Below are 18,410 nucleotides of genomic sequence, written 5' to 3'. Positions count from 1 at the left end.
CCTAAGACCGCTTTGCCCTCCGACTTCTGGTCGCGCTCGGCGCCGGCCACCTCGCGCGGCACGCCTCCCGCGGGCCGGGCGGCCGGCGGCGCTGAGTCCGGTGCCTGCCCTCGGGCGGCGGGCGCGGCCCCCCCCCCCGGCCCCCGCCCCGGCCCGGCGCCCCGTCCCGGCGCCCGGCCCCCGGGGCCGCCGGGCCGGACCACGTCGGGGCTCCTGGCACGATGGCGGGCATGTCCGCCTGGCACGCCCACGACTCCCGCACCGTCTACGAGAACCCGTGGATCCGGGTCCGCGAGGACGCCGTCACCCGGCCCGACGGCGGCGACGGGGTGTACGGCGTCGTCGAGGTCCGGCAGCCGGCGGTGTTCGTCGTCCCCGTGACCGACGACGACGAGGTGGTGCTGGTCGAGGTCGAGCGGTACACCACCGGTGCGGTGTCGCTCGAGGTGCCCGCGGGCGGTTCCGACGGCGAGGACCCGCTGGTCGCCGCGGCGCGCGAGCTCCGCGAGGAGACCGGGCTCGCGGCGGCCGACTGGACGCACCTCGGGCCGGTGTTCTCGCTCAACGGCGTGGCGCACGCGCCGGGGCACGTGCTGCTCGCGCGGGGCCTGCGGCCGGCCGACGAGGCGCACGCCCAGGACGAGGAGGGCATCGTCGGCGTGCGGCGGGTCCCGTGGTCCGACCTGCCGGCGCTGGTGCGCGCGGGCGGGATCACCGACAACGAGTCCCTGGGCGCGCTGCTGCACGCCGCCGTGGCGCTCGGTCGGCTGTCCTGAGCGGGCCGCCTACGCGTTCCGGCCCGGCCTGCGCCGATCGGAGGCGGCGGGGCCGGAAGGCGTAGGCACGGCGCTGCGACGGCCGGGCGCCGCCCGCACGCCCGCGTCCCAGCCCGGAGCACGGCAGCCCGGCGGCGGCCCGAGGGGCAGGAGGTCGAGCCCCGCGGCGGCCAGCAGCCAGGCGACGACCGAGTTCGACGTCCACATGTCCCGGTCGCCCGGCGCGCGACCGCCCCAGGTCCGCACCGGCACGCCCGGCGCCGCCGCCAGCAGCGCCGCGGCCACCCGCGGGTCCGTCGTCGCACGCCGCCGCGCGACCGCCCACGCCAGGTCCGGCACCGAGCCGCCCGCCCAGCACCGCACCTCGTAGCGGAACAGCCGGGACCTCCCGAGGACCCGCGCGCCGACGGGGCCCGTGGCGACGACGCCGCGGTCGCCCGCCGGCTGCCCCCAGGCGGGGGCCACCTCGACGGCCACCGGCGGACCCGCCGCCGGCCGGACGAGCAGCGCGGCATGCACGAGCGCCCGGCGCGGGCGGCGGTCCCGGAGCGCGGCGACGGCCTCGTAGGCGCGACCGCTCGCGCGCACGACCCGCGGCCCGCCCGCGCCGAGGGGGATCCAGCAGAGCAGCACGCCCGGCCGAGGCTCGTCGGGGCCCGGCTCGTGGTCGGTGTCCGTGGAGGTCATGCGCACCATCCGGCCACCGCGCGCCGCCCGCCGCCACGGACCGACGTCCCGGGCCGGGCGCCGGCCGTGGACGGGGGATTCCGGTGCCGGGGCCGCGGCTGCTACGGTCGCCGCTCCGGTAAGGGCAGCCTTACCAACCTCGACGACAGGAGCGCGCCCGTGGCCCGCAGCAGCAACATCAACGCCGGCCGGCGCAAGCCCGAGCTCACCGAGCTGCTGACGCTGCACGTCCTGCGCACCGAGCGGGTGTCGACCGGGTTCGTCCGGGTCACGCTGGGCGGCGGCGACGCGGCGCGGTTCCGGCCGATGGGCTACGACCAGTGGTTCCGGCTGTTCATCCCCGTCGCCGACGACGCGGTGCTGTCGCGGCTGCCGAACAAGCTCGACACCCTCGCGTACCTGAAGTACCTCGCGATCGCCCGGACCGAGCGCCCCGTGCTGCGGAACTACACCGTCCGCGCGCACCGACCCGACGGACCGGAGGGCCCGGAGCTCGACGTCGACTTCGTTCTGCACGGCACCCCCGAGGACGGCACCTCCGGGCCCGCCGCGACCTGGGCGCAGACCTGCGCGCCCGGGGACGCCGTCGCGATCCTCGACGAGGGCATCACGTTCCCCGCGGCCACCGCGCACGACCGGGTGCTGCTCGTCGCCGACGAGACCGGTCTGCCCGCGGTCGCCGGCATCCTCGGCTCGCTCGGCACCGGCGCCCGGGGTGTCGCCGTCGTCGAGGTGCCGCACTCCGACGACGTCCAGGACCTCGCCGGCCCGGCCTGCGTGCAGGTGCGCTGGGTGGTGCGCGACGACCCCCACGCCGTGGCGGGGCCAGCGGCGCTCGCGGCCGTCGAGGCGCTGCCGGTGCCGGACGAGCCCGTGACCGCCTGGGTGGTGGGGGAGCAGTCGCTGGTCGCCGCGGCCCGGCGGCACTGGGTCGCGGCGGGCGTGCCGAAGCAGGACGTCACGTTCTGCGGCTACTGGCGAGCGGCAAAGGCGCGCGTCGCGGCCTGACGGCCGCTCGTTTCGGCCCGCGGGGACCCGTGCGGCCCGGGCGGTCGGCCGGGTACGCGCCGTCCGGCTCAGCCCTCGGCGGTCGGGTCGACCGGCTCGACGAGCGCCGGGCCGTCGTTCGCCACGTTGCCCACGGCCCGCCCGACCTCGCGCGGCGTCAGGTGCGGCTCCGGCACGTTCACCAGCATCGCCCCGACCTCGTCGGCCGCGGTGATCGACGGGTCCAGCCAGCCGTCCCACAGGTGACCGGGCAGCAGCACGGGGCAGCGGTCGTGGATGTGCCCGAGGCTGTCGGTCGCGGGGCGCGTGATGATCGTGACCGTCCACAGCCAGCGCGTCGGGTCGTCGTCGGCCTTGGCGTGGTCGCGCCACAGCTCGTACAGCCCGGCCGCCGCCAGCGGCTCGGCCCCGTGCAGGAAGTACGGCGTCTTGGGGCCGCGCTCGTTGGCCTGCCACTCGTAGTAGCCGTCCATCGGGACCAGGGCGCGCCGCCTCGCCGCCGCCTTCCGGAACGCCGGCTTGTCGAGCACGGTCTCCGAGCGCGCGTTGATCATGCGCGACCCGATCGACACGTCCTTGGCCCACGACGGCACCAGGCCCCACCGCGCCTGCCGGAGCTGGCGCTGCGGGCCGTCGTCCTCGACGCGCTCGAGCACCACCGGCACGTCCTGGGTCGGGGCGACGTTCCAGGACGGTCCCGGGTGCTCGCCGAGGATCCGGTCGATCGCGAGGTCGCGCTCGAGCTGGTCGGCGGCACGGGTCTGCGCGTAGCGGCCACACATGGGGCCCAGTGTGCCGCGCACCACCGACATCGACGACGCGAGGGGTGCCTGGCGCGGGTCGGGCTCGGGTCGCGGGATCGGGCCTGGGTCTTGGACGGGAGCTCGGGCCCGAGCGGCTAGAACCCGAGCGGCTAGAACGGGGGTGGTGCGTCGTAGGGGTCGGCGGTGGCGTCGTGGCACTGCCCGGTTCCCGGCCGGGTCAGGTACCGGTGGCCGGTGGGGGTGATCCACTCGAACAGCCCAGGGCTGATCTGGCGCAGCCGGAAGCCGCCGTCGGTCTTGAGCCGGTGGTGCCGGTGGCACAGCGGGCCCAGGTTGTCGGCGTCGGTGTGGCCCAGGGGCGCGTCGGGGTCGCCGCCCGGTTGGGGGTGGAACTCCTTCGTGTGGTCGAGCTCGCATGCGCAGGCCGGGACCCTGCAGCCGGGTGCGGCGCAGGTTCGGTCGCGGGTGCGGATGAGTTCTGCGAGTGCGGCGGGTGGTCGGTAGCGTTCGCGGCCGACGTCCAGGACCCGGTCGGTGAGCGGGTCGGTCACGACCCGCTGCCAGACCCCGCCGATCGCCAGGGCCCTTGCCCGGACGGCGTCGATGGGGCCGTGGCCGTCGAGGTGGGCGGGCTGGTCGTCCAACCCGATGAGCGTGGATGCGGAGACGGTGATGCGGACCTCGGCGCCCGGGCGGCCCGAGCAGCGAGTGCAGCCGCTACGCGCTGGTGCGGGTGCGGGTGCGGTGCTGGGGGCGAGGGCGGTCCTGGCCGGCGTCGGTAGCGCTCCGGCCGGCGAGGCGGGGTGGTCCGCGCCGGGTGCGGGACTCGCGGTGGTGTCGTCGAGCGGGGTCAGGGTCGCGACGGGGATCGGTTCGATCGGGCGAGTGAGCACCGCACCGTCCCGGTCGGTCATGGTCGCCCCGTTCCACGACCGTCGCGGCTCCGACGGGACCGGCAGGCCCGGGGACAGGTGGACCTCGAACGCCGGACCATCCGACTCCGGCACGTCGCACACGACCAGGTCCCGCAGCCCGTCAGCGCGTAGCTGATCCAACGTGCGGTCGTCGCCGAGGGCCTTGGCGGTCTTCGCAGCGTGGGTCAGGACCCCGTCGACGCGAAGCGCGTCCGCCGCATCCAGGACCAGCCACATCGAGGCCATCCCGTCCGGCTGGGGCCGGGGGTGGGACACCTTCCTCGTGCAGCGGGCGCGTTCGCGGCGGGCGGCGGCGCCCTCGGGGTCGACCAACCGGATCTCCCGCGCCACCCGCTGCCGGAGCTCGGCGACGGAGCACTGGTCGGCCTCGGGCAGCACCGCGTCCTCGACGGCGTGCGCGACCTGGAACGGCAGGTCCGCCAACTCGGCGGTCAGGACCTGGGCCTTGGCGGGGTCGAGGTGCCCGACCTCCAACGCTTCCCGGGTGGCGCCGAGCATCCCGTCGAGCACCAGCGCCCGGTGCACGGTCTTCATCGCAGTGACCCGCGGCCACCCCAGCCGCATCGCCAGCTCGTCCCCGGCCACGCAGGCCTGATCGGCGGTGCACCCGCGAGCGGGGACCACTCCGGGCTCATCTCGTCCCGGGAGGCGAGCTCCGCGATCATGGCCAGCTTGCGGGCGTGCTGATGACTCTCGACCCGGTCCTGCGCGGCGATCACCTCGACCAGCACCGTCGAGGACAGCGCCCGCAGGTCCAGCCCTCGCAGCCAGGCGTCCAGCTCGGGCCCCGGCGGGCACGCCGCGATCGCCTCGACCTGCCGCTGCTCACCGGTCCGCGGCGCCCCATCGGCCGCCACGGCCGGGTCCGGGCCGAAGTCCGTCAGGCAGGTCCCGTCGGGCCCGTAGACCGGCAGCACCGGGACCGCGACCGGGTCGCCGTCGGGGTGTTCCTGCAGGTCAGGTGCCATAGAACAACGCTATCGGCCACCACTGACATGCCCCGCCGAACACCTCCGTCGTAGGCTGCCCCCGTGCGAGCGACCCTCATCCACGGCCCCCACGACGTCCGGCTCGAGCAGGTCCCGGACCCCACGATCCAGCGCCCGACCGACGCCCTGGTGCGCGTGGTCGCGGCCTGCGTCTGCGGCTCCGACCTGTGGCCGTACCGCGGTGTGCGCCCGACCAGGCAGCCGCGCCGGATCGGGCACGAGTTCGTCGGCGTGGTCGAGGAGGTCGGGTCGGACGTGCGGACGCTGCGGCCGGGCCAGTTCGTGGTCGCGCCGTTCACCGTCTCCGACGGCACGTGCGTGCACTGCCGCAACGGCGTGCCGACGTCGTGCGTCCACAGCAGCGGCTGGGGCGGCGACGACGCCGAGGGCGTGTTCACCGACGCCGGGCAGGGCGAGTACGTCCGCGTGCCGCTGGCCGACGGCACGCTCGTCGCGATGCCGGACACCCCACACGCCGACCTGCTGCCGCACGTCCTCACGCTGACCGACGTCATGGGCACCGGGCACCACGCCGCGCTGTCGGCGGGCGTCGGACCCGGCTCGACGGTGGCCGTGGTCGGCGACGGCGCGGTCGGCCTGTGCGCCGTGCTCGCGGCGAAGCGGCTCGGCGCCGAGCGCGTGATCGCGATGTCGCGGCACGCGTCCCGCCTGGACCTGGCGCGCGAGTTCGGCGCGACCGACGTCGTCGCGGAGCGCGGCGACGAGGGCGCGGCGGCGGTGCGCGACCTGCTCGGCGGCGTCGGCCCGGACCAGGTGCTGGAGTGCGTCGGTACCAAGGAGTCGATGCAGCAGGCGCTCGACACCGCGCGGCCGGGCGGGCAGGTCGGCTTCGTCGGCGTCCCCGCGGGCGGGCCGGAGCTGCCGGTGCAGCAGATGTTCGGCAGCAACGTCGGCGTCCGCGGCGGGATCGCCCCGGTGCGCGCGTACATCGAGGAGCTCGCCGCCGAGGTGTGGTCCGGCGCGATCCTGCCCGGCAAGGTGTTCGACCTGGTGCTGCCGCTGGACGAGGTCGCCGAGGCGTACGCCGCGATGGACGAGCGCCGCGCGATCAAGTCGATGCTGCTGCCCTGACGCGCGCGGGGCGGCGAGGGCGTGACCGGCACGGGTAGGTTCGACCGCGTGAGCCAGCCCGCCCCGCCGCCCACCCCCTCGTCCGCGCACGCCACCCTCGCCGACGTCGTCGGGGTGCTGGAGCGCCGCTACCCGCCGCGCACCGCCGAGTCGTGGGACCGCGTCGGCCTCGTGACCGGAGACCCGGCCCAGCCGGTCCGCCGGGTGCTGTTCGCCGTCGACCCGCTGGCCGCCGTCGTCGACGAGGCGCTGGACTGGGGCGCGGACCTGGTGGTCGTGCACCACCCGCTGCTGCTCCGCGGGATCCACTCGGTCGCCGCGACCAGCGCCAAGGGTGCGCTGCTGCACAGGCTGATCCGGGGCGGGGTCGCCCTGTACACCGCGCACACCAACGCGGACGCGGCGGCGGGCGGGGTCGCGGACGAGCTCGCCCGGCTGGTCGGGCTCGAGGACCTGCGCGCCCTGGTCCCCGCGCCCGCGGAGCCGCTCGACAAGCACGTGGTGTTCGTCCCGGCGGGCGACGCGGAGCGCCTGGTCGACGCCCTCGCCGCGGCCGGCGCCGGCGCGATCGGCGAGTACAGCCGCTGCGCCTGGACCAGCACCGGCGAGGGCACGTTCACGCCGTCCGACGCGGCCACCCCGGCGATCGGCCGTGCCGGCGAGGCCGCCCGCGTGGTCGAGGCCCGGGTCGAGATGGTGGCGCCGCGCCGGCTCCGTGCCGCGGTCGTCGCCGCGATGCGCGCCGCGCACCCCTACGAGGAGCCGGCCTTCGACGTGCTGGAGCTCGCGACCTGGGACGGCCCGACCGGTACCGGCCGCGTCGGGCACCTCGCCGAGCCGCTGAGCCTGCACGCGTTCGCCGAGCGGGTCGCCGCCGCGCTGCCCGCCACGGCGCAGGGCATCCGCTACGCGGGCCCGGCGGACGCGACCGTGCGGACGGTGGCCGTCGTCGGCGGGTCGGGCGACTCGCTGTTCGACGACGTCCGGTCGTCCGGCGCCGACGCCTACCTGACGGCCGACCTGCGGCACCACCCGGCCTCCGAGCTGCGCGAGCGCGCCGAGTTCGAGGCCCGCGGGGCCGCGGCCAGCCCGCCGTACCTGGTGGACGCCGCGCACTTCGCGTCCGAGTGGCCCTGGCTGCGGGGCGCGGAGCGCGACCTGCGCGCCGACCTGGCCGCGCGCGGCACTACGGTGGAGACCCGCGTGAGCACCCTGCGCACCGATCCGTGGACCGGCCGCGTCCCGGCGCCCTCCAGCACCACCGCACCGTCGGAAGGACACCACCCGTGACCAAGGCCTCCCCGCAGGACCAGAAGCGGCTGCTCGACCTCCAGGGGCTCGACACCAAGCTCGACCAGCTGGCCCACAAGCGCACCGCGCTCCCGCAGCACAAGCGGATCGCGGAGCTCGACGCGCAGCTGAAGGACCTGGACACCGCGATCGCCGCCTCCCGCACCGCGGTCGGCGACATCCAGCGCGAGGTCAGCAAGGCCGAGTCGGACGTCCAGCAGGTCCGGGACCGCGCGGCCCGCGACCAGGCCCGGCTCGACTCCGGCCAGGGCTCCGCGAAGGACCTGCGGGCGCTGCAGAGCGAGCTCGTCTCGCTGGCCCGCCGGCAGGGCGACCTCGAGGAGGTCGAGCTGGAGGCGATGGAGCGGCTGGAGGCGCACGAGGGCACCCTCGGCGAGCTCACCACCGCGCACGCCGCGCTGCTCAACGACCGCGCGGCCGTCGTGGCCGAGCGCGACGCCGAGCTCGCGATCATCGAGAAGCAGGCCGGCGAGGTGACGACCCAGCGCGACGCGATGGCCGCCCCGCTGGCCGAGCCGCTGATCCAGCTCTACGACCGGCTGCGCGGCCGGCTCGGCGGCGTGGCCGTCGCGGCGCTGCGGCACGGGCGGTCCGAGGGCAGCGGCCTCCCGGTCCCCGCCACCGAGCTCGCCAAGATCAAGGCGACGCCGGAGGACGAGATCGTCTACTGCGAGGACTCCGGCCGGATCCTGGTCCGCGGCGAGGACGCGTACTGATGCCCGCCGACGGCCCGCAGGGCAGTGCGCAGCCGCTGGAGCCCGAGGCCGGCACCCCGGCGCCGCCCGCGCGCGGCGAGCAGCCCGCGCGCCGCGGCCGGCCGTCGGGGGCGGCTGTCCGGTTCGACGACGCCCAGCCGGTGACCGTCATCCTGGTGCGGCACGGCGAGACCGAGATGACCGTGTCGCGCGGCTACTCGGGCTCGTCGGAGCCCGGCCCGTCGCTCACCGAGCGCGGCCGCGCGCAGGCCGCCGCCGCGGGCGAGCTGGTCCGCCGGGTCGGCGACGACCTGTGGGGCGACGTCCCGTACCCGACCGAGCTGATCGCGTCGCCGATGGTCCGGACCCAGGAGACCGCGGCGATCATCGGCGCGCGCCTCGGGCTCACGCCGCGCGTGGACGCCGCGTTCCAGGAGGCCGACTTCGGCGCCTGGCAGGGGCTCACCGCCGAGGAGATCGAGCAGCGCTGGCCCGGGCAGCTCGAGCCCTGGCACACCCGCGCCGACCTGCGGCCCGAGGGCGGCGAGTCGATCGCCGACGTGGGGGAGCGGATCGGCGCGGCGCTCGACGGTCTGCTGGCGGCGGGGACCGACCGCACCGTGGTCGTCGTGTCGCACGCCGTGTCGATCCGGGCCGCTCTCGGTCGGACCATGGGCGCGCAGCCCGGGTCGTGGAGCCAGCTGCGGGTCGCGCCGGCGTCGGTGAGCATCGTGCGGCTGTTCGCGGACAAGCGCGACGAGGTGGCGGTCGCCGGGGCGCCGAGCGAGGGCTGGCCGGCGCGCGGCTGATCAGACCGGCGGGTCCGTGCGGCCGCGACGCGGCCAGGGCCGGGCCGCCGGCATCAGACCCGGAACGCCGCCCAGCGACCACCGCGCCTGCCGTCCCGGCAGGCCCCGCGCTGCAGACAGCCCCACGAGCACGCCCAGCGCGATCGCCACCATCGTCCCGCCGGTCGTGACCAGCGTGGACACCCCGTTGCTGTCGCCGTCGAGCAGGCTGGTCACCCCGACCAGGCCGAGCGCTCCGGGGACCAGCAGCCAGAACGCGGGCAGGAACGACACGAGCGGAGACGGACCGGACGGGAACCGGGCCACCGCCAGCGCCACCGGCGTCATCGCCAGCGCGCCGACGAACGCCGACAACGCCCCGCCCAGCAGCGCGTCGCCGAGCACCTGCGCCCCGTACGCGACGGCGAGCACGAGGATCACCCAGCCGATCGTCCGCGGCCGGCCGCACCGGTAGACCACCGTCCCGGCGCCGAACACCGCGACCCCGAGCCACGGCGCCAGCGGCCCGAGCGGGTGGCCGCCGGACGCCAGGTCCACGGCGGGGACGCCCACCAGGGCGGCGGCCGCGACGATGCCGCCCGCCAGCATCACGAGCTGCATCGCGCCCGCCGCGATCCGCCCGGCGCCGGACAGCATCTGCCCGGTCGCGAGCTCGATGACGCCCGTGGTGAGCAGCCCGCCGGGCAGGAACAGCACGAGCGGGGCGATCAGCGACGGCAGCACGCCGAGGTCCGGGACCACGCGCGCGGCGAGCAGCACGGCGGCCGCCACGACGAACGCCGACGCCACGGTGACCAGCACCTCGACGCCGCTGGGCATCCGGCCGACGACCAGCTGCACGGCGCCCACAGCCAGGCCCAGCCCGGCCGCGACCAGCAGGTCCACCCAGGACCCGCCGAGCAGCGCCGCGAGGCCCACCGACAGGAGCAGGTACCCGCCGAGGCGCGCGAGCATGCCGAACGGCGGCGCCGTGGTCCGCAGCAGCGTGATGCGCGCGGTCACGCCGGCGACGTCGGCGTCCGGCGCGGACGCGTCGCGGAGCACGTCGGTGAGCTCGTCGACCTGGTGCAGCATCAGCGGCCGCCGCCCCGTCGAGACCGCCGCGGTCGCGACGCCGTCGCCGTCGGGGACGGACACGAGGAGCGCGGTCGGCAGGACGACGGTCTCGGTGCCGGGGACGCCGTGCACCGCGGCGAGCTCGTCGAGCGTGTCGGCGACCGAGGACACCGTGTGGCCGGCGTCGACCATCGCCTCGCCCGCGACGACCATGAGGCGCAGCACCTCGGCGGACGTCGGGGGCGGGCGCAGCTCGGCCGTGTCGGCGGCTGGCTCATCAGCCCCGGCCCCGGCCGCGGCTGCCGCGCCGGACGGCACGGGCGTCGCACCGGCCGCACCGCCCTGGGCGGCCAGCCGGGCGCGCCGGGCCGAGATCGCGACGACCGCGACCGCGCCGGCGACCACGACCACCAGCGCCGTGAGCAGCTGGGCCCACGGCGTCGAGGACGTGGTGACGGCCGGCGGTCGGCTGAACTGCTGCGAGCCGCCCACCCCGGCGTCGGTCGGCGTCGGGGTGGGAGCGGGCGACGGGGTGCCGGTCTGCTCGGGCTCCGTCGTCGGCGTCGGGGTGGGCACCGGCTCCGGCTCGGTCGTCGGCACCGGCACGGGGACCTGCTGGGTCGGCGTCGGGGTCGGCACCGGGGTCGAGGTCGGGGCGGGCTGCGCGGGCGACACCGTGGGCGACGGGGCGGGGACCGCGGCGCCGCCCGCGTCGGCGCCGGTGCCGGCACCCGCGTCCTGGCCGTCGCCGGTGGTCGTCCCGGGGACGGTCGTGCCGCCGCGCTCCGCGGACGAGCCGCCTCCGGACGTCGTCGCGCCCGCGGGTCCGCCGGCGACCGCGACGACGCCGGCCAGTGCCAGGACGAGCACCAGCAGCAGCGCCGCGATCCGCGCGGTGCCCGTGCGTCGCATGCTGCTGCCGTCCCCGTCCTGCCGGTCGCTGTCGTCGGGCGGCCGCCCGGACCCGCACCACGCTAGCCCGGGCGCTCGCCCGGGGCGTGCCGTGGCGGTGGGCGGCGGGTGGGCGCCGGGTGAAGGCCCGGTGCAGGGACCCGCGGGCCGCACCACGGTCTCGCCGGGGTCAGGCGACGACCAGCGACAGCGTCGCCGCGCGGCTCGCCGGGGCGTCCAGCTCGACCGCGAGCAGCTCGGTGCCCACCAGCTCGCGCGCCGCCCGGGCGAGGTGCTCCGGCGTCGCGGGCGCCGCGCCCCGCCGGGTGACGAGGTGCCGGGTCAGCACGCCCCGCGTGTGCTTGGCGTGGTGCGACACCACGGAGCGCTTCCCGTCGACCTCGCGGAGCACCCGCACCTGCACCCACGACCCGTGGGTGGCGCGCGGCGGCTTCCACGCGGCGAGGTACGTCGCGGACCGGCAGTCGACGACCAGCTCGCCCGCCGCGGCCCGCGGGTCGAGCTCGGCGCGCAGCGGCTCCCGCCACGCGGCCGCCAGCGGCCCGACGCCGGGCAGGTCCACGCCCATCGACAGCCGGTACGCCGGGATGCGGTCCTCGGGCGCGACCAGGCCCCACAGCCCGGACACGACGCGCACGCTCTCCGCCGCCCGGCGGCGCTGCGCCGTTGTCAGCCGGTCGAGCCCCGCCGTCCCGTAGAGCACGCCCGTGTAGACGGCGCGGGCCTCGGCGGCGGGCGCGTGCCGCAGGTCGACGTTCCGGGCGACCTCGTCGGCGATGCCCGCGCCCACGCCCAGCACCTCCACGGCGTCCGGCCGGGCGCTCGCCGCGACCAGGGCGTCGAGCACCCGCTCGCGGGTCGGCGTCAGGGCCGGGGCGGACAGGGCGGCCAGGTCGAGGGCGGCGCCACGCACCGGCGCGGTCTTGCCCTCGGACGGGGGGAGCAGGATGAGCACGCGCTGAACTGTAGGCGGCGCGGGGCGTCGAGCAGGGGCGGGGCGGGCGTGCGGTTCGCCACGTGATCGCCGAGGTCGCTGCCCCGATCTCCCGCGCGGGCGGCCCGCGGGGTGCGACCATCGCCGGGTGCTGACGCGGGGGGTGGACGGGGCGACGCGGCTCTGGGTGCGGGCGACGGGCCGGCGGGTCGACCTGGCGGCGACGCCGTGGCTGCAGGGGCCGGTCGGGGACGTCGACCGGGTCGGCGACGCGTGGCTGCCGGGCGAGGCGGCGCGGCTGGGCGCGATGGTGGGTGGGTCCGTCGACCCCGGTGCCGGGACGAGCGGCCTGCTCGGGTCGATGGCGGACCTCGACCGCGCCGACTTCGCCGCCGACGCGCTCGCCGCCCCGGTGCGCCGGTTCTACGAGCGCACCTCGGGCTGGCGGCTGGACGCCTGGGTCGGGTGGGCGCCGTGGGCGTGGCCGTTCGGCTGGGCGGTCGCGGCGCTGTTCGCCCGGCGGCTCGACCAGCTCGCGCTGCCGATGCGGTCGCTCGACCTCGCGCACGGCATGTCGAGCGCGGTCACGCCCCTCGTCCGGGACGGCGACCAGGTCGGCGCGCTGTGGCTCCGCCGGCTGCGGGCGACCGGCCGGATCGTGTTCAGCGGCCTCTACGGCGTCGTCCGGCTGCCCGGTTCCGGCGAACCCGCCGTCCGCGTCACGTTCCCGCTGCCGCGCGGGCGCCTGGTCGTCCTGCTCCGGCCGACGACCACGGCGCGCGGCGGGCTCGTGCTGACCTCGGGCACCGGCGGCTGGGGCGACCCGGGCGCGTACCTGGTGGTCGACCGGCCGGGCGGGTGCTGGGCACGGCGCATCCCGGTGCACGAGCGGTTCCACGTGTTCGTCGACGACGAGGGCGTGCTGCGCACCGACCACGACCTGCGCCTCGGCACGCTCCCGGTGCTGCGGCTGCACTACCGGCTGACGGAGGCGGCCGGCGAGGGCGCGGGGAGCGGGCGGCGCGCCGGGGCGTAGTAGGCTGACCGGCGCGGATGAGCTGGCCAGGCGGCCGCGTCGAGCCCTCGGGCTCGCCGAGGAACGTCCGGGCTCCACAGGGCAGGGTGGTGGGTAACGCCCACCCGGGGTGACCCGCGGGACAGTGCCACAGAAAGCAGACCGCCACCGCACGGCTCTCGGGCCGGACGGTGGTAAGGGTGAAACGGTGGTGTAAGAGACCACCAGCGTGCCGGGCGACCGGCACGGCTCGGTAAACCCCACCCGGAGCAAGGCCAGACAGGGAGCGTTCGAGGGCTGCTCGTCCGAGCTCCCGGGTAGGCCGCTGGAGGCGTACGGCAACGTGCGTCGTAGATGGATGGTCGCCACCCGCGCGGGGGTAACCGCGCGCGGGGACAGAACCCGGCGTACCGGCCAGCTCATCCGCACGAGAGAGCCCCGGCCTGCTCGGCCAGGGCTCCGTCGCGTGCTCGGGTCGGTGCGGCAGCGGGATCAGTACCCGCCGAACACCTGGACCCCGTAGTACAGCCCGCCGTGCTCGACGACGCTGATGCCGATCTGGTCGAACGCCGGGTTCACCATGTTGGCGCGGTGCGGGGGCGAGTTCTGCCACTGCGTGTACAGCGCGACCGGGTCGTAGGAGTTCATCGCGATGTTCTCCCCGGCCGTGCGCCAGCCCGCCGGGATCTGCCGGAAGAAGTCCGGGTTGTGCTGGAACTGGCCGGTCGTGGCCATGTGCTCGGCCCAGGCGGCCGCGACGGCGTCGATCTGGGCGTTGCGCACGAGCGCCGGCTTGCCCTCGCTCGCGCGCAGGGCGTTCGTCCGGTCGAGGATCGCCTGCTCGGCGGCCTCGACGTCCGCGGCCGCGAGCGGCACGACCGCCGCGACGGGCGTCGTCGTGGTGCCGGCGGTGGCGGGTGCGTCGGCGGCCAGCGCGGGGGCGGTGCTGCCGAGCAGCAGGCCGGCCGTGACGGTGCTGGTGATCCACAGGCGCTGGGTCATGGGACTCCTCCTGGACTCCTCGTGAGGTGCGTCGATCAGGGGTGCTCCGATCGCCTCGACCGTAAGCACGGACGGCCGGGGGAGTCGCGCCGGGGCGCGGCGTCGACCTCTGCACCGACGGCGTCGGCGCAGGTGGCCGCCGGGGTCGAGGCGGTCGTGAAAGTCCGTGCACGGTGCCTGACACGACACGGCCTATGTCCCGATTCGCTCGGTATGCGCCGTTCGTGCTCCCGGCCGCCACGCGTGCGCGACCCCGCTCGTATCCTGGGAGGACCAGACCGGCGAGGGGGCCCGTCATGACGGACGCACGCTTCAGGATGACCCGGCTCGCGGCCGACGAGGCCGCCGACAGCCGCAGCCTCACCGAGCTCGCGGAGCGGCTCACCCACGACCCCAGCGCGCACTACGTGGGCGCGGTGCCGGCCGAGGTGGGCGCCGTCGCGCAGGGCGTCGTGTCCTGGGGCGCCCGCCCCGGCGCGCCGCGCGAGCACCACGCGGCGGTCAGGGTCGAGCGCCTGGCCTGACGGCCGACGTGGGGCTACGCGCACGCCCTGCGTCGGACGTCCGACGCGGGGACCCAGACCGCGCCCGTCATCACCCGCAGGTCGACGATCCGCACCCGCACCAGCGTCGCGGTCCACTCGACCGCGACGGTGTCCAGCGGCTCGACGCCGGACTCCCACCGGAGGGTCACGGTGACGGGGATCGGGCGGTCGACGTCGTGGTGCACGCCGGGCGGGACCGGCCGCGCGTTCAGCAGCGGGACGGCGGCGCGCAGCCGGGACAGGCCGCCCGGGACGGTCTGCGCGAGGTTCACCACCGCAGTGTGCGCCGTCGCCCTCGCCGACGCGCGGGTGGTCGTGGGTGATGTCACCCACCGCCCGCGCGCGGGGTGAGAATGGCCGGCGTGCAGCCCGCCGTGACCCTCCGCCCGATGACCGCCGAGCACGCCGAGGGGGTGCTCGCGGTGTTCGCGGAGGGGATCGCGACCGGGCACGCGACGTTCGAGAGCGCGGCGCCGGCGTGGGCGGATTTCGACGCCTCCCACCTGCCGGAGCACCGCTTCGTCGCGCTGGACGCCACCTCCGACGCCAGCCCCGACGCACCCGCCGGGCCCGTCCTCGGCTGGGTCGCCGCCTCCCCGGTCTCCCGCCGCGCGGTGTACGCGGGCGTGGTCGAGGCGTCGCTGTACGTGGGAGCCGCCGCCCGCGGCCGTGGCGTGGGGCGTGCGCTCATGGACGCCCTGCTCGCGTCGGCCGAGGCCGGCGGGCTGTGGACCGTGCAGTCGACGGTGTTCCCCGAGAACGCCGGCAGCCTGGCGCTGCACGCCGCCGCGGGGTTCCGGGTGGTGGGCCGGCGGGAGCGGATCGCCCGGATGACGCACGGACCGCTCGCCGGGGAGTGGCGCGACGTCGTGCTGCTGGAGCGGCGCCTCTGACATCCGGACCGCAGGGTCGCCAGGGACGAAGGTCCTGGTCAAACGCCGCGCGAGGCCCCAGGCTGGGCGCGGGGCTGAGGACGACGGCCCCACGCACGACGCAGGGGGCCCGGATGACACGTCGACGCCTGCCCCGGATCGCCGCGCTCAGCGGCCCGGAGGCCGCGCTCGCGCGGCACGTCGACGTGCACTCGCCGGTGCCCGCGGGCACCGACGCGCTGACCTGGACGCTCACGCTGCTGGACGACGGCGGCGTCCCCCTCGCGGAGAGCCGCACCACGTCGCCGGACTTCCCGCTGCCGCTCGCCGACATCGCGCAGGTGCACCTCGACGTCGTCGGGCTCGCGCGGGCGGGGGAGTGGGAACCCGTCGCCACCCGCGGCGGCGGCGCGCGGTTCCGCGCGCCCGTCCGGCCCGGGCGGCCGCCCGCGTAGCAGCGCCCGTCCCCACGCAGCAGCGCGCCCCGCCCCGGGTGCCCGGGACGGGGCGCGCGAGCCGATGCGCCGGCTCAGTGCTTGAACGCGTCCTTGACCTTCTCGCCGGCGCCCTTGATGTCCGCCTTCGACTGGTCGGCGCGGCCCTCGGCCTCGAGGCGCTCGTCGTCCGAGGCGCGCCCGGTGGCCTCCTTGACCTTGCCCGCGGCCTTCTCAGCGGCATTCGCGATCTTGTCGTCGAGTCCCATGTGTCCTCCTTCTTCGGACCGGTCCGTCGTGATCCGACGCTAAGCCCGGCCGTGCGCCCGCGCATCCGGAAGGACCCGATCGGCGGACGGCGAACGCCCAGGTCAGGGTGCGGGGGCCTCCGCGGACCCGCCCGCCTCCGCGGCGAGCAGCGCCGCGAGCTCGGACGGCGTCGAGCGCAGCAGGCAGAACTCGTTGCCCTCCGGGTCGGCGAGCACGTGCCAGGTGGCGTCCGGGCCCTGCCCGATGTCGACCCGCACCGCGCCGAGCGCGAGCAGCCGCTCGAGCTCGGTGGCCTGGTCGGAGCCGTCCGGCGGCCGCACGTCGACGTGCAGCCGGTTCTTCACGCGCTTGGCGTCGGGCACCCGCAGGAACAGCCACGGCGACGCGGAGACCCCGGGCGGCGGCTCCAGGTCGACCTCGTCGTCGTCCTCCTCGACGACGCGCCAGCCCAGCACGTCGGCCCACCAGCGGGCGAGCGACGAGGGGTCGTGCGAGTCGACGCACAGCTGCGCCACGGCGAGTCCCATGGCGCGACGGTAGGTCGCCGCGGGCCGCCGCACCAGACCCCCGGGGCGGCGGATCGGGCCCGGCGCGCGGCGGACCGCGTGCCGGGCCCGGTCGTCAGTCGCCCTTGACCCCCGCGACGGGGGTGCCGGCCCGCGCGGCGAGCGCGGCGGCGCCGACGATGCCGGCCGCGTTCCGCAGCTGCGCCGGCACGATCGGCGCGCGCAGGTGCAGCAGCGGGAGGAACTTCTCGTGGTGCTTCGACACGCCGCCGCCGACGACGATGAGGTCCGGCCAGAACAGGTCCTCGATGACGCCGAAGTACCGCTGGAGCCGCTCGGCCCACTGCGGGAAGTCGAGGTCGTCGCGCTCGCGCGCGGAGTCGGCGGCGCGCGACTCGGCGTCGTGGCCGTCGATCTCCAGGTGCCCCAGCTCGAGGTTCGGCACCAGGACCCCGTCGGCGACGATGGCGGTGCCGATGCCGGTGCCGAGCGTGCAGATGAACGTGACGCCCGAGGTCGACCGGGCAGCGCCGTACAGGGTCTCGGCGTAGCCGGCGGCGTCGGCGTCGTTGACCGCGAGGACCGGCCGGCCGAGCGCGTCGCCGAGGACGTGCTCGATGTTGGTGCCGATCCAGGAGCCGTCGACGTTCGCCGCGGACCGGGCGACGCCGTGCTGGACGACCGCCGGGAACGTCACGCCGATGGCGGCGTCCTCGGGCAGGTCGAACCGCTTGACCAGCTCGACGACCGTCTCCGCGACCGCGGCGGGGGTGGCGGGCTGGGGGGTGGGGATGCGGACGCGGTCGGCGGCGAACTCGCCCGTGGCCAGGTCGACCGGCGCGCCCTTGATGCCGGACCCGCCGATGTCGATGCCGAACGCCGTCGTCGCGTTCTTGCCGTGGTGGTTGCTCATGGGAGTGTGAGGATCTCCGCTCCGGTGTCGGTGACCAGCAGGGTGTGCTCGAACTGCGCGCTGCGGCGCAGGTCCGCGGTGACCACGGTCCACCCGTCGTCCCACGTCGTCCAGTCGGCGGTGCCCAGGTTGAGCATCGGCTCGATCGTGAACACCATCCCGGGCTCGATGACCCGGTCGTACATCGGGGCCGCGTCGTAGTGCGGGATGACGAGCCCGGTGTGGAACGCCTCGCCGACGCCGTGGCCGGTGTAGTCGCGCACGACGCCGTAGCCGAACCGCGCGGCGTACTTCTCGATGACCCGGCCGATGACGTTGACCTCGCGGCCCGGGCGGACGGCCTTGATCGCGCGCGCCAGCGCCTCCTCGGTCCGCTCGACGAGCAGCCGGGACTCCTCGTCGACGTCCCCGCACAGGAACGTGGCGTTGTTGTCGCCGTGCACGCCGTCGACGTACGCCGTGATGTCGAGGTTCACGATGTCGCCGTCCTCCAGGACGGTCGAGTCGGGGATGCCGTGGCAGACGACCTCGTTCACCGAGGTGCAGACCGACTTGGGGAAGCCGCGGTAGCCGAGCGTCGACGGGTACGCGTGGTGGTCGAGCAGGAACTCGTGGCCGATGCGGTCGAGCTCGTCGGTCGTGACCCCGGGTGCGACGTGCCGGCCGACCTCCTGCAGCGCCTGAGCGGCGATCCGCGCGGACACCCGGATGCGCTCGACGACCTCGGGGGCGACGACGTCGCTGCCGGTGTAGGGGGTCGGCGCGGGCCGGTCGACGTACTCGGGGCGGGGGATCGAGGCGGGGACCGGTCGCCGGGGGCTCACGGTGCCCGGGACCAGCGCCGGCCTCGGCGCGTGCACGGACGTCATGCCTGGCAGTCTACGA

The 18,410-nt window shown here is 76.6% G+C and carries 22 protein-coding genes and 1 other RNA gene; 11 read left to right on the top strand and 12 right to left on the bottom strand.

Annotated elements, in window-relative coordinates:
* Window positions 1–230: 230 nt before the first annotated feature.
* Window positions 231–776 (top strand): NUDIX hydrolase, encoded by a 546-nt coding sequence (locus tag KVT14_RS13450; protein WP_217616129.1) that lies wholly within the window; start codon window positions 231–233, stop codon window positions 774–776.
* A 9-nt stretch (window positions 777–785) separates the two neighbouring features.
* Here KVT14_RS13450 and KVT14_RS13445 read toward each other — a convergent pair whose 3' ends face one another.
* Window positions 786–1,463 (bottom strand): hypothetical protein, encoded by a 678-nt coding sequence (locus KVT14_RS13445; protein WP_217616128.1) that lies wholly within the window; start codon window positions 1,461–1,463, stop codon window positions 786–788.
* A gap of 159 nt (window positions 1,464–1,622) precedes the next feature.
* On the opposite strand from KVT14_RS13445, the gene KVT14_RS13440 reads away from it, so the two are divergent.
* A complete protein-coding gene (locus KVT14_RS13440) occupies window positions 1,623–2,471 on the top strand; it encodes a siderophore-interacting protein (RefSeq protein WP_217616127.1) in 849 nt (282 codons plus the stop codon).
* A 68-nt stretch (window positions 2,472–2,539) separates the two neighbouring features.
* Here the strand turns inward: KVT14_RS13440 and KVT14_RS13435 are convergent, their stop codons facing one another.
* The 3 genes from KVT14_RS13435 to KVT14_RS13425 form a co-directional block, all read right to left on the bottom strand.
* Entirely contained in the window at window positions 2,540–3,253 is a 714-nt protein-coding gene (locus tag KVT14_RS13435) for an SOS response-associated peptidase (protein ID WP_217616126.1), read from the bottom strand.
* 131 nt (window positions 3,254–3,384) lie between these two features.
* Entirely contained in the window at window positions 3,385–4,704 is a 1,320-nt protein-coding gene (locus tag KVT14_RS13430; protein WP_254630899.1) for an HNH endonuclease signature motif containing protein, read from the bottom strand.
* A complete protein-coding gene (locus KVT14_RS13425; RefSeq protein WP_217616124.1) occupies window positions 4,701–5,138 on the bottom strand; it encodes a hypothetical protein in 438 nt (145 codons plus the stop codon). The genes KVT14_RS13430 and KVT14_RS13425 overlap by 4 nt, the downstream gene beginning before the upstream one ends.
* 63 nt (window positions 5,139–5,201) lie before the next feature.
* Between KVT14_RS13425 and KVT14_RS13420 the strand changes: the two genes are divergently transcribed.
* The 4 genes from KVT14_RS13420 to KVT14_RS13405 are packed head-to-tail and all read left to right on the top strand — an operon-like array spanning window position 5,202 to window position 9,066.
* The gene (locus KVT14_RS13420; RefSeq protein WP_217616123.1) at window positions 5,202–6,251 is read left to right on the top strand and encodes a zinc-dependent alcohol dehydrogenase family protein; all 1,050 of its coding nucleotides are present in this window, start codon (window positions 5,202–5,204) and stop codon (window positions 6,249–6,251) included.
* 48 nt (window positions 6,252–6,299) lie between these two features.
* Complete coding sequence (locus KVT14_RS13415) at window positions 6,300–7,541, top strand: Nif3-like dinuclear metal center hexameric protein (RefSeq protein WP_217616122.1); 1,242 nt, start codon at window positions 6,300–6,302, stop codon at window positions 7,539–7,541.
* Window positions 7,538–8,278, top strand: a complete 741-nt coding sequence (locus KVT14_RS13410) for a zinc ribbon domain-containing protein (protein ID WP_217616121.1) — start codon at window positions 7,538–7,540, stop codon at window positions 8,276–8,278. Before KVT14_RS13415 ends, KVT14_RS13410 begins: the two co-directional genes overlap by 4 nt.
* Window positions 8,278–9,066, top strand: a complete 789-nt coding sequence (locus KVT14_RS13405; RefSeq protein WP_217616120.1) for a histidine phosphatase family protein — start codon at window positions 8,278–8,280, stop codon at window positions 9,064–9,066. The genes KVT14_RS13410 and KVT14_RS13405 overlap by 1 nt, the downstream gene beginning before the upstream one ends.
* On the opposite strand, the gene KVT14_RS13400 is transcribed toward KVT14_RS13405, so the two are convergent.
* Together KVT14_RS13400 and KVT14_RS13395 are read right to left on the bottom strand one after the other, a co-directional pair.
* Window positions 9,067–11,034: a threonine/serine exporter ThrE family protein gene (locus tag KVT14_RS13400; RefSeq protein WP_217616119.1), complete on the bottom strand. Its 1,968-nt coding sequence runs from the start codon at window positions 11,032–11,034 to the stop codon at window positions 9,067–9,069.
* A 169-nt stretch (window positions 11,035–11,203) separates the two neighbouring features.
* Complete coding sequence (locus tag KVT14_RS13395) at window positions 11,204–11,989, bottom strand: YaaA family protein (RefSeq protein ID WP_217616118.1); 786 nt, start codon at window positions 11,987–11,989, stop codon at window positions 11,204–11,206.
* Between the two features lie 127 nt (window positions 11,990–12,116).
* Here KVT14_RS13395 and KVT14_RS13390 point away from each other — a divergent pair, with 127 nt between their 5' ends.
* Window positions 12,117–13,004, top strand: a complete 888-nt coding sequence (locus KVT14_RS13390) for a hypothetical protein (protein ID WP_217616117.1) — start codon at window positions 12,117–12,119, stop codon at window positions 13,002–13,004.
* An 18-nt stretch (window positions 13,005–13,022) separates the two neighbouring features.
* An RNA gene (gene rnpB, locus KVT14_RS13385) (RNase P RNA component class A) lies at window positions 13,023–13,409 on the top strand.
* Between the two features lie 66 nt (window positions 13,410–13,475).
* Here the strand turns inward: rnpB and KVT14_RS13380 are convergent.
* Window positions 13,476–13,985: a CAP domain-containing protein gene (locus KVT14_RS13380; RefSeq protein WP_217616116.1), complete on the bottom strand. Its 510-nt coding sequence runs from the start codon at window positions 13,983–13,985 to the stop codon at window positions 13,476–13,478.
* Window positions 13,986–14,281: 296 nt separating this feature from the next.
* Between KVT14_RS13380 and KVT14_RS13375 the strand changes: the two genes are divergently transcribed.
* Window positions 14,282–14,509 carry a hypothetical protein gene (locus tag KVT14_RS13375; protein WP_217616115.1) on the top strand — a complete coding sequence of 76 codons (228 nt, stop codon included), beginning with the start codon at window positions 14,282–14,284 and terminating at the stop codon, window positions 14,507–14,509.
* 14 nt (window positions 14,510–14,523) lie between these two features.
* Here the strand turns inward: KVT14_RS13375 and KVT14_RS13370 are convergent, their stop codons facing one another.
* Entirely contained in the window at window positions 14,524–14,802 is a 279-nt protein-coding gene (locus tag KVT14_RS13370; RefSeq protein ID WP_147796348.1) for a hypothetical protein, read from the bottom strand.
* 81 nt (window positions 14,803–14,883) lie between these two features.
* Between KVT14_RS13370 and KVT14_RS13365 the strand changes: the two genes are divergently transcribed.
* Window positions 14,884–15,423: a GNAT family N-acetyltransferase gene (locus tag KVT14_RS13365; protein ID WP_217616114.1), complete on the top strand. Its 540-nt coding sequence runs from the start codon at window positions 14,884–14,886 to the stop codon at window positions 15,421–15,423.
* A gap of 113 nt (window positions 15,424–15,536) precedes the next feature.
* The gene (locus KVT14_RS13360; protein ID WP_217616113.1) at window positions 15,537–15,857 is read left to right on the top strand and encodes a hypothetical protein; all 321 of its coding nucleotides are present in this window, start codon (window positions 15,537–15,539) and stop codon (window positions 15,855–15,857) included.
* Window positions 15,858–15,931: 74 nt separating this feature from the next.
* On the opposite strand, the gene KVT14_RS13355 is transcribed toward KVT14_RS13360, so the two are convergent.
* The 4 genes from KVT14_RS13355 to map form a co-directional block, all read right to left on the bottom strand.
* Complete coding sequence (locus tag KVT14_RS13355; RefSeq protein WP_217616112.1) at window positions 15,932–16,105, bottom strand: CsbD family protein; 174 nt, start codon at window positions 16,103–16,105, stop codon at window positions 15,932–15,934.
* A gap of 102 nt (window positions 16,106–16,207) precedes the next feature.
* Entirely contained in the window at window positions 16,208–16,633 is a 426-nt protein-coding gene (locus tag KVT14_RS13350; protein WP_217616111.1) for a VOC family protein, read from the bottom strand.
* Between the two features lie 94 nt (window positions 16,634–16,727).
* Window positions 16,728–17,525 carry a polyphosphate--glucose phosphotransferase gene (ppgK, locus tag KVT14_RS13345; RefSeq protein WP_217616110.1) on the bottom strand — a complete coding sequence of 266 codons (798 nt, stop codon included), beginning with the start codon at window positions 17,523–17,525 and terminating at the stop codon, window positions 16,728–16,730.
* Window positions 17,522–18,403, bottom strand: a complete 882-nt coding sequence (gene map / locus KVT14_RS13340; protein WP_254630903.1) for a type I methionyl aminopeptidase — start codon at window positions 18,401–18,403, stop codon at window positions 17,522–17,524. The genes ppgK and map overlap by 4 nt, the downstream gene beginning before the upstream one ends.
* Between the last annotated feature and the right edge of the window lie 7 nt (window positions 18,404–18,410).

Source organism: Cellulomonas sp. GbtcB1, assembly GCF_019091725.1.
Classification (GTDB): domain Bacteria; phylum Actinomycetota; class Actinomycetes; order Actinomycetales; family Cellulomonadaceae; genus Cellulomonas.
The sequence above is the reverse complement of the archived record's forward strand: the minus strand, read 5'-3'. Positions and strand labels throughout refer to the sequence as shown.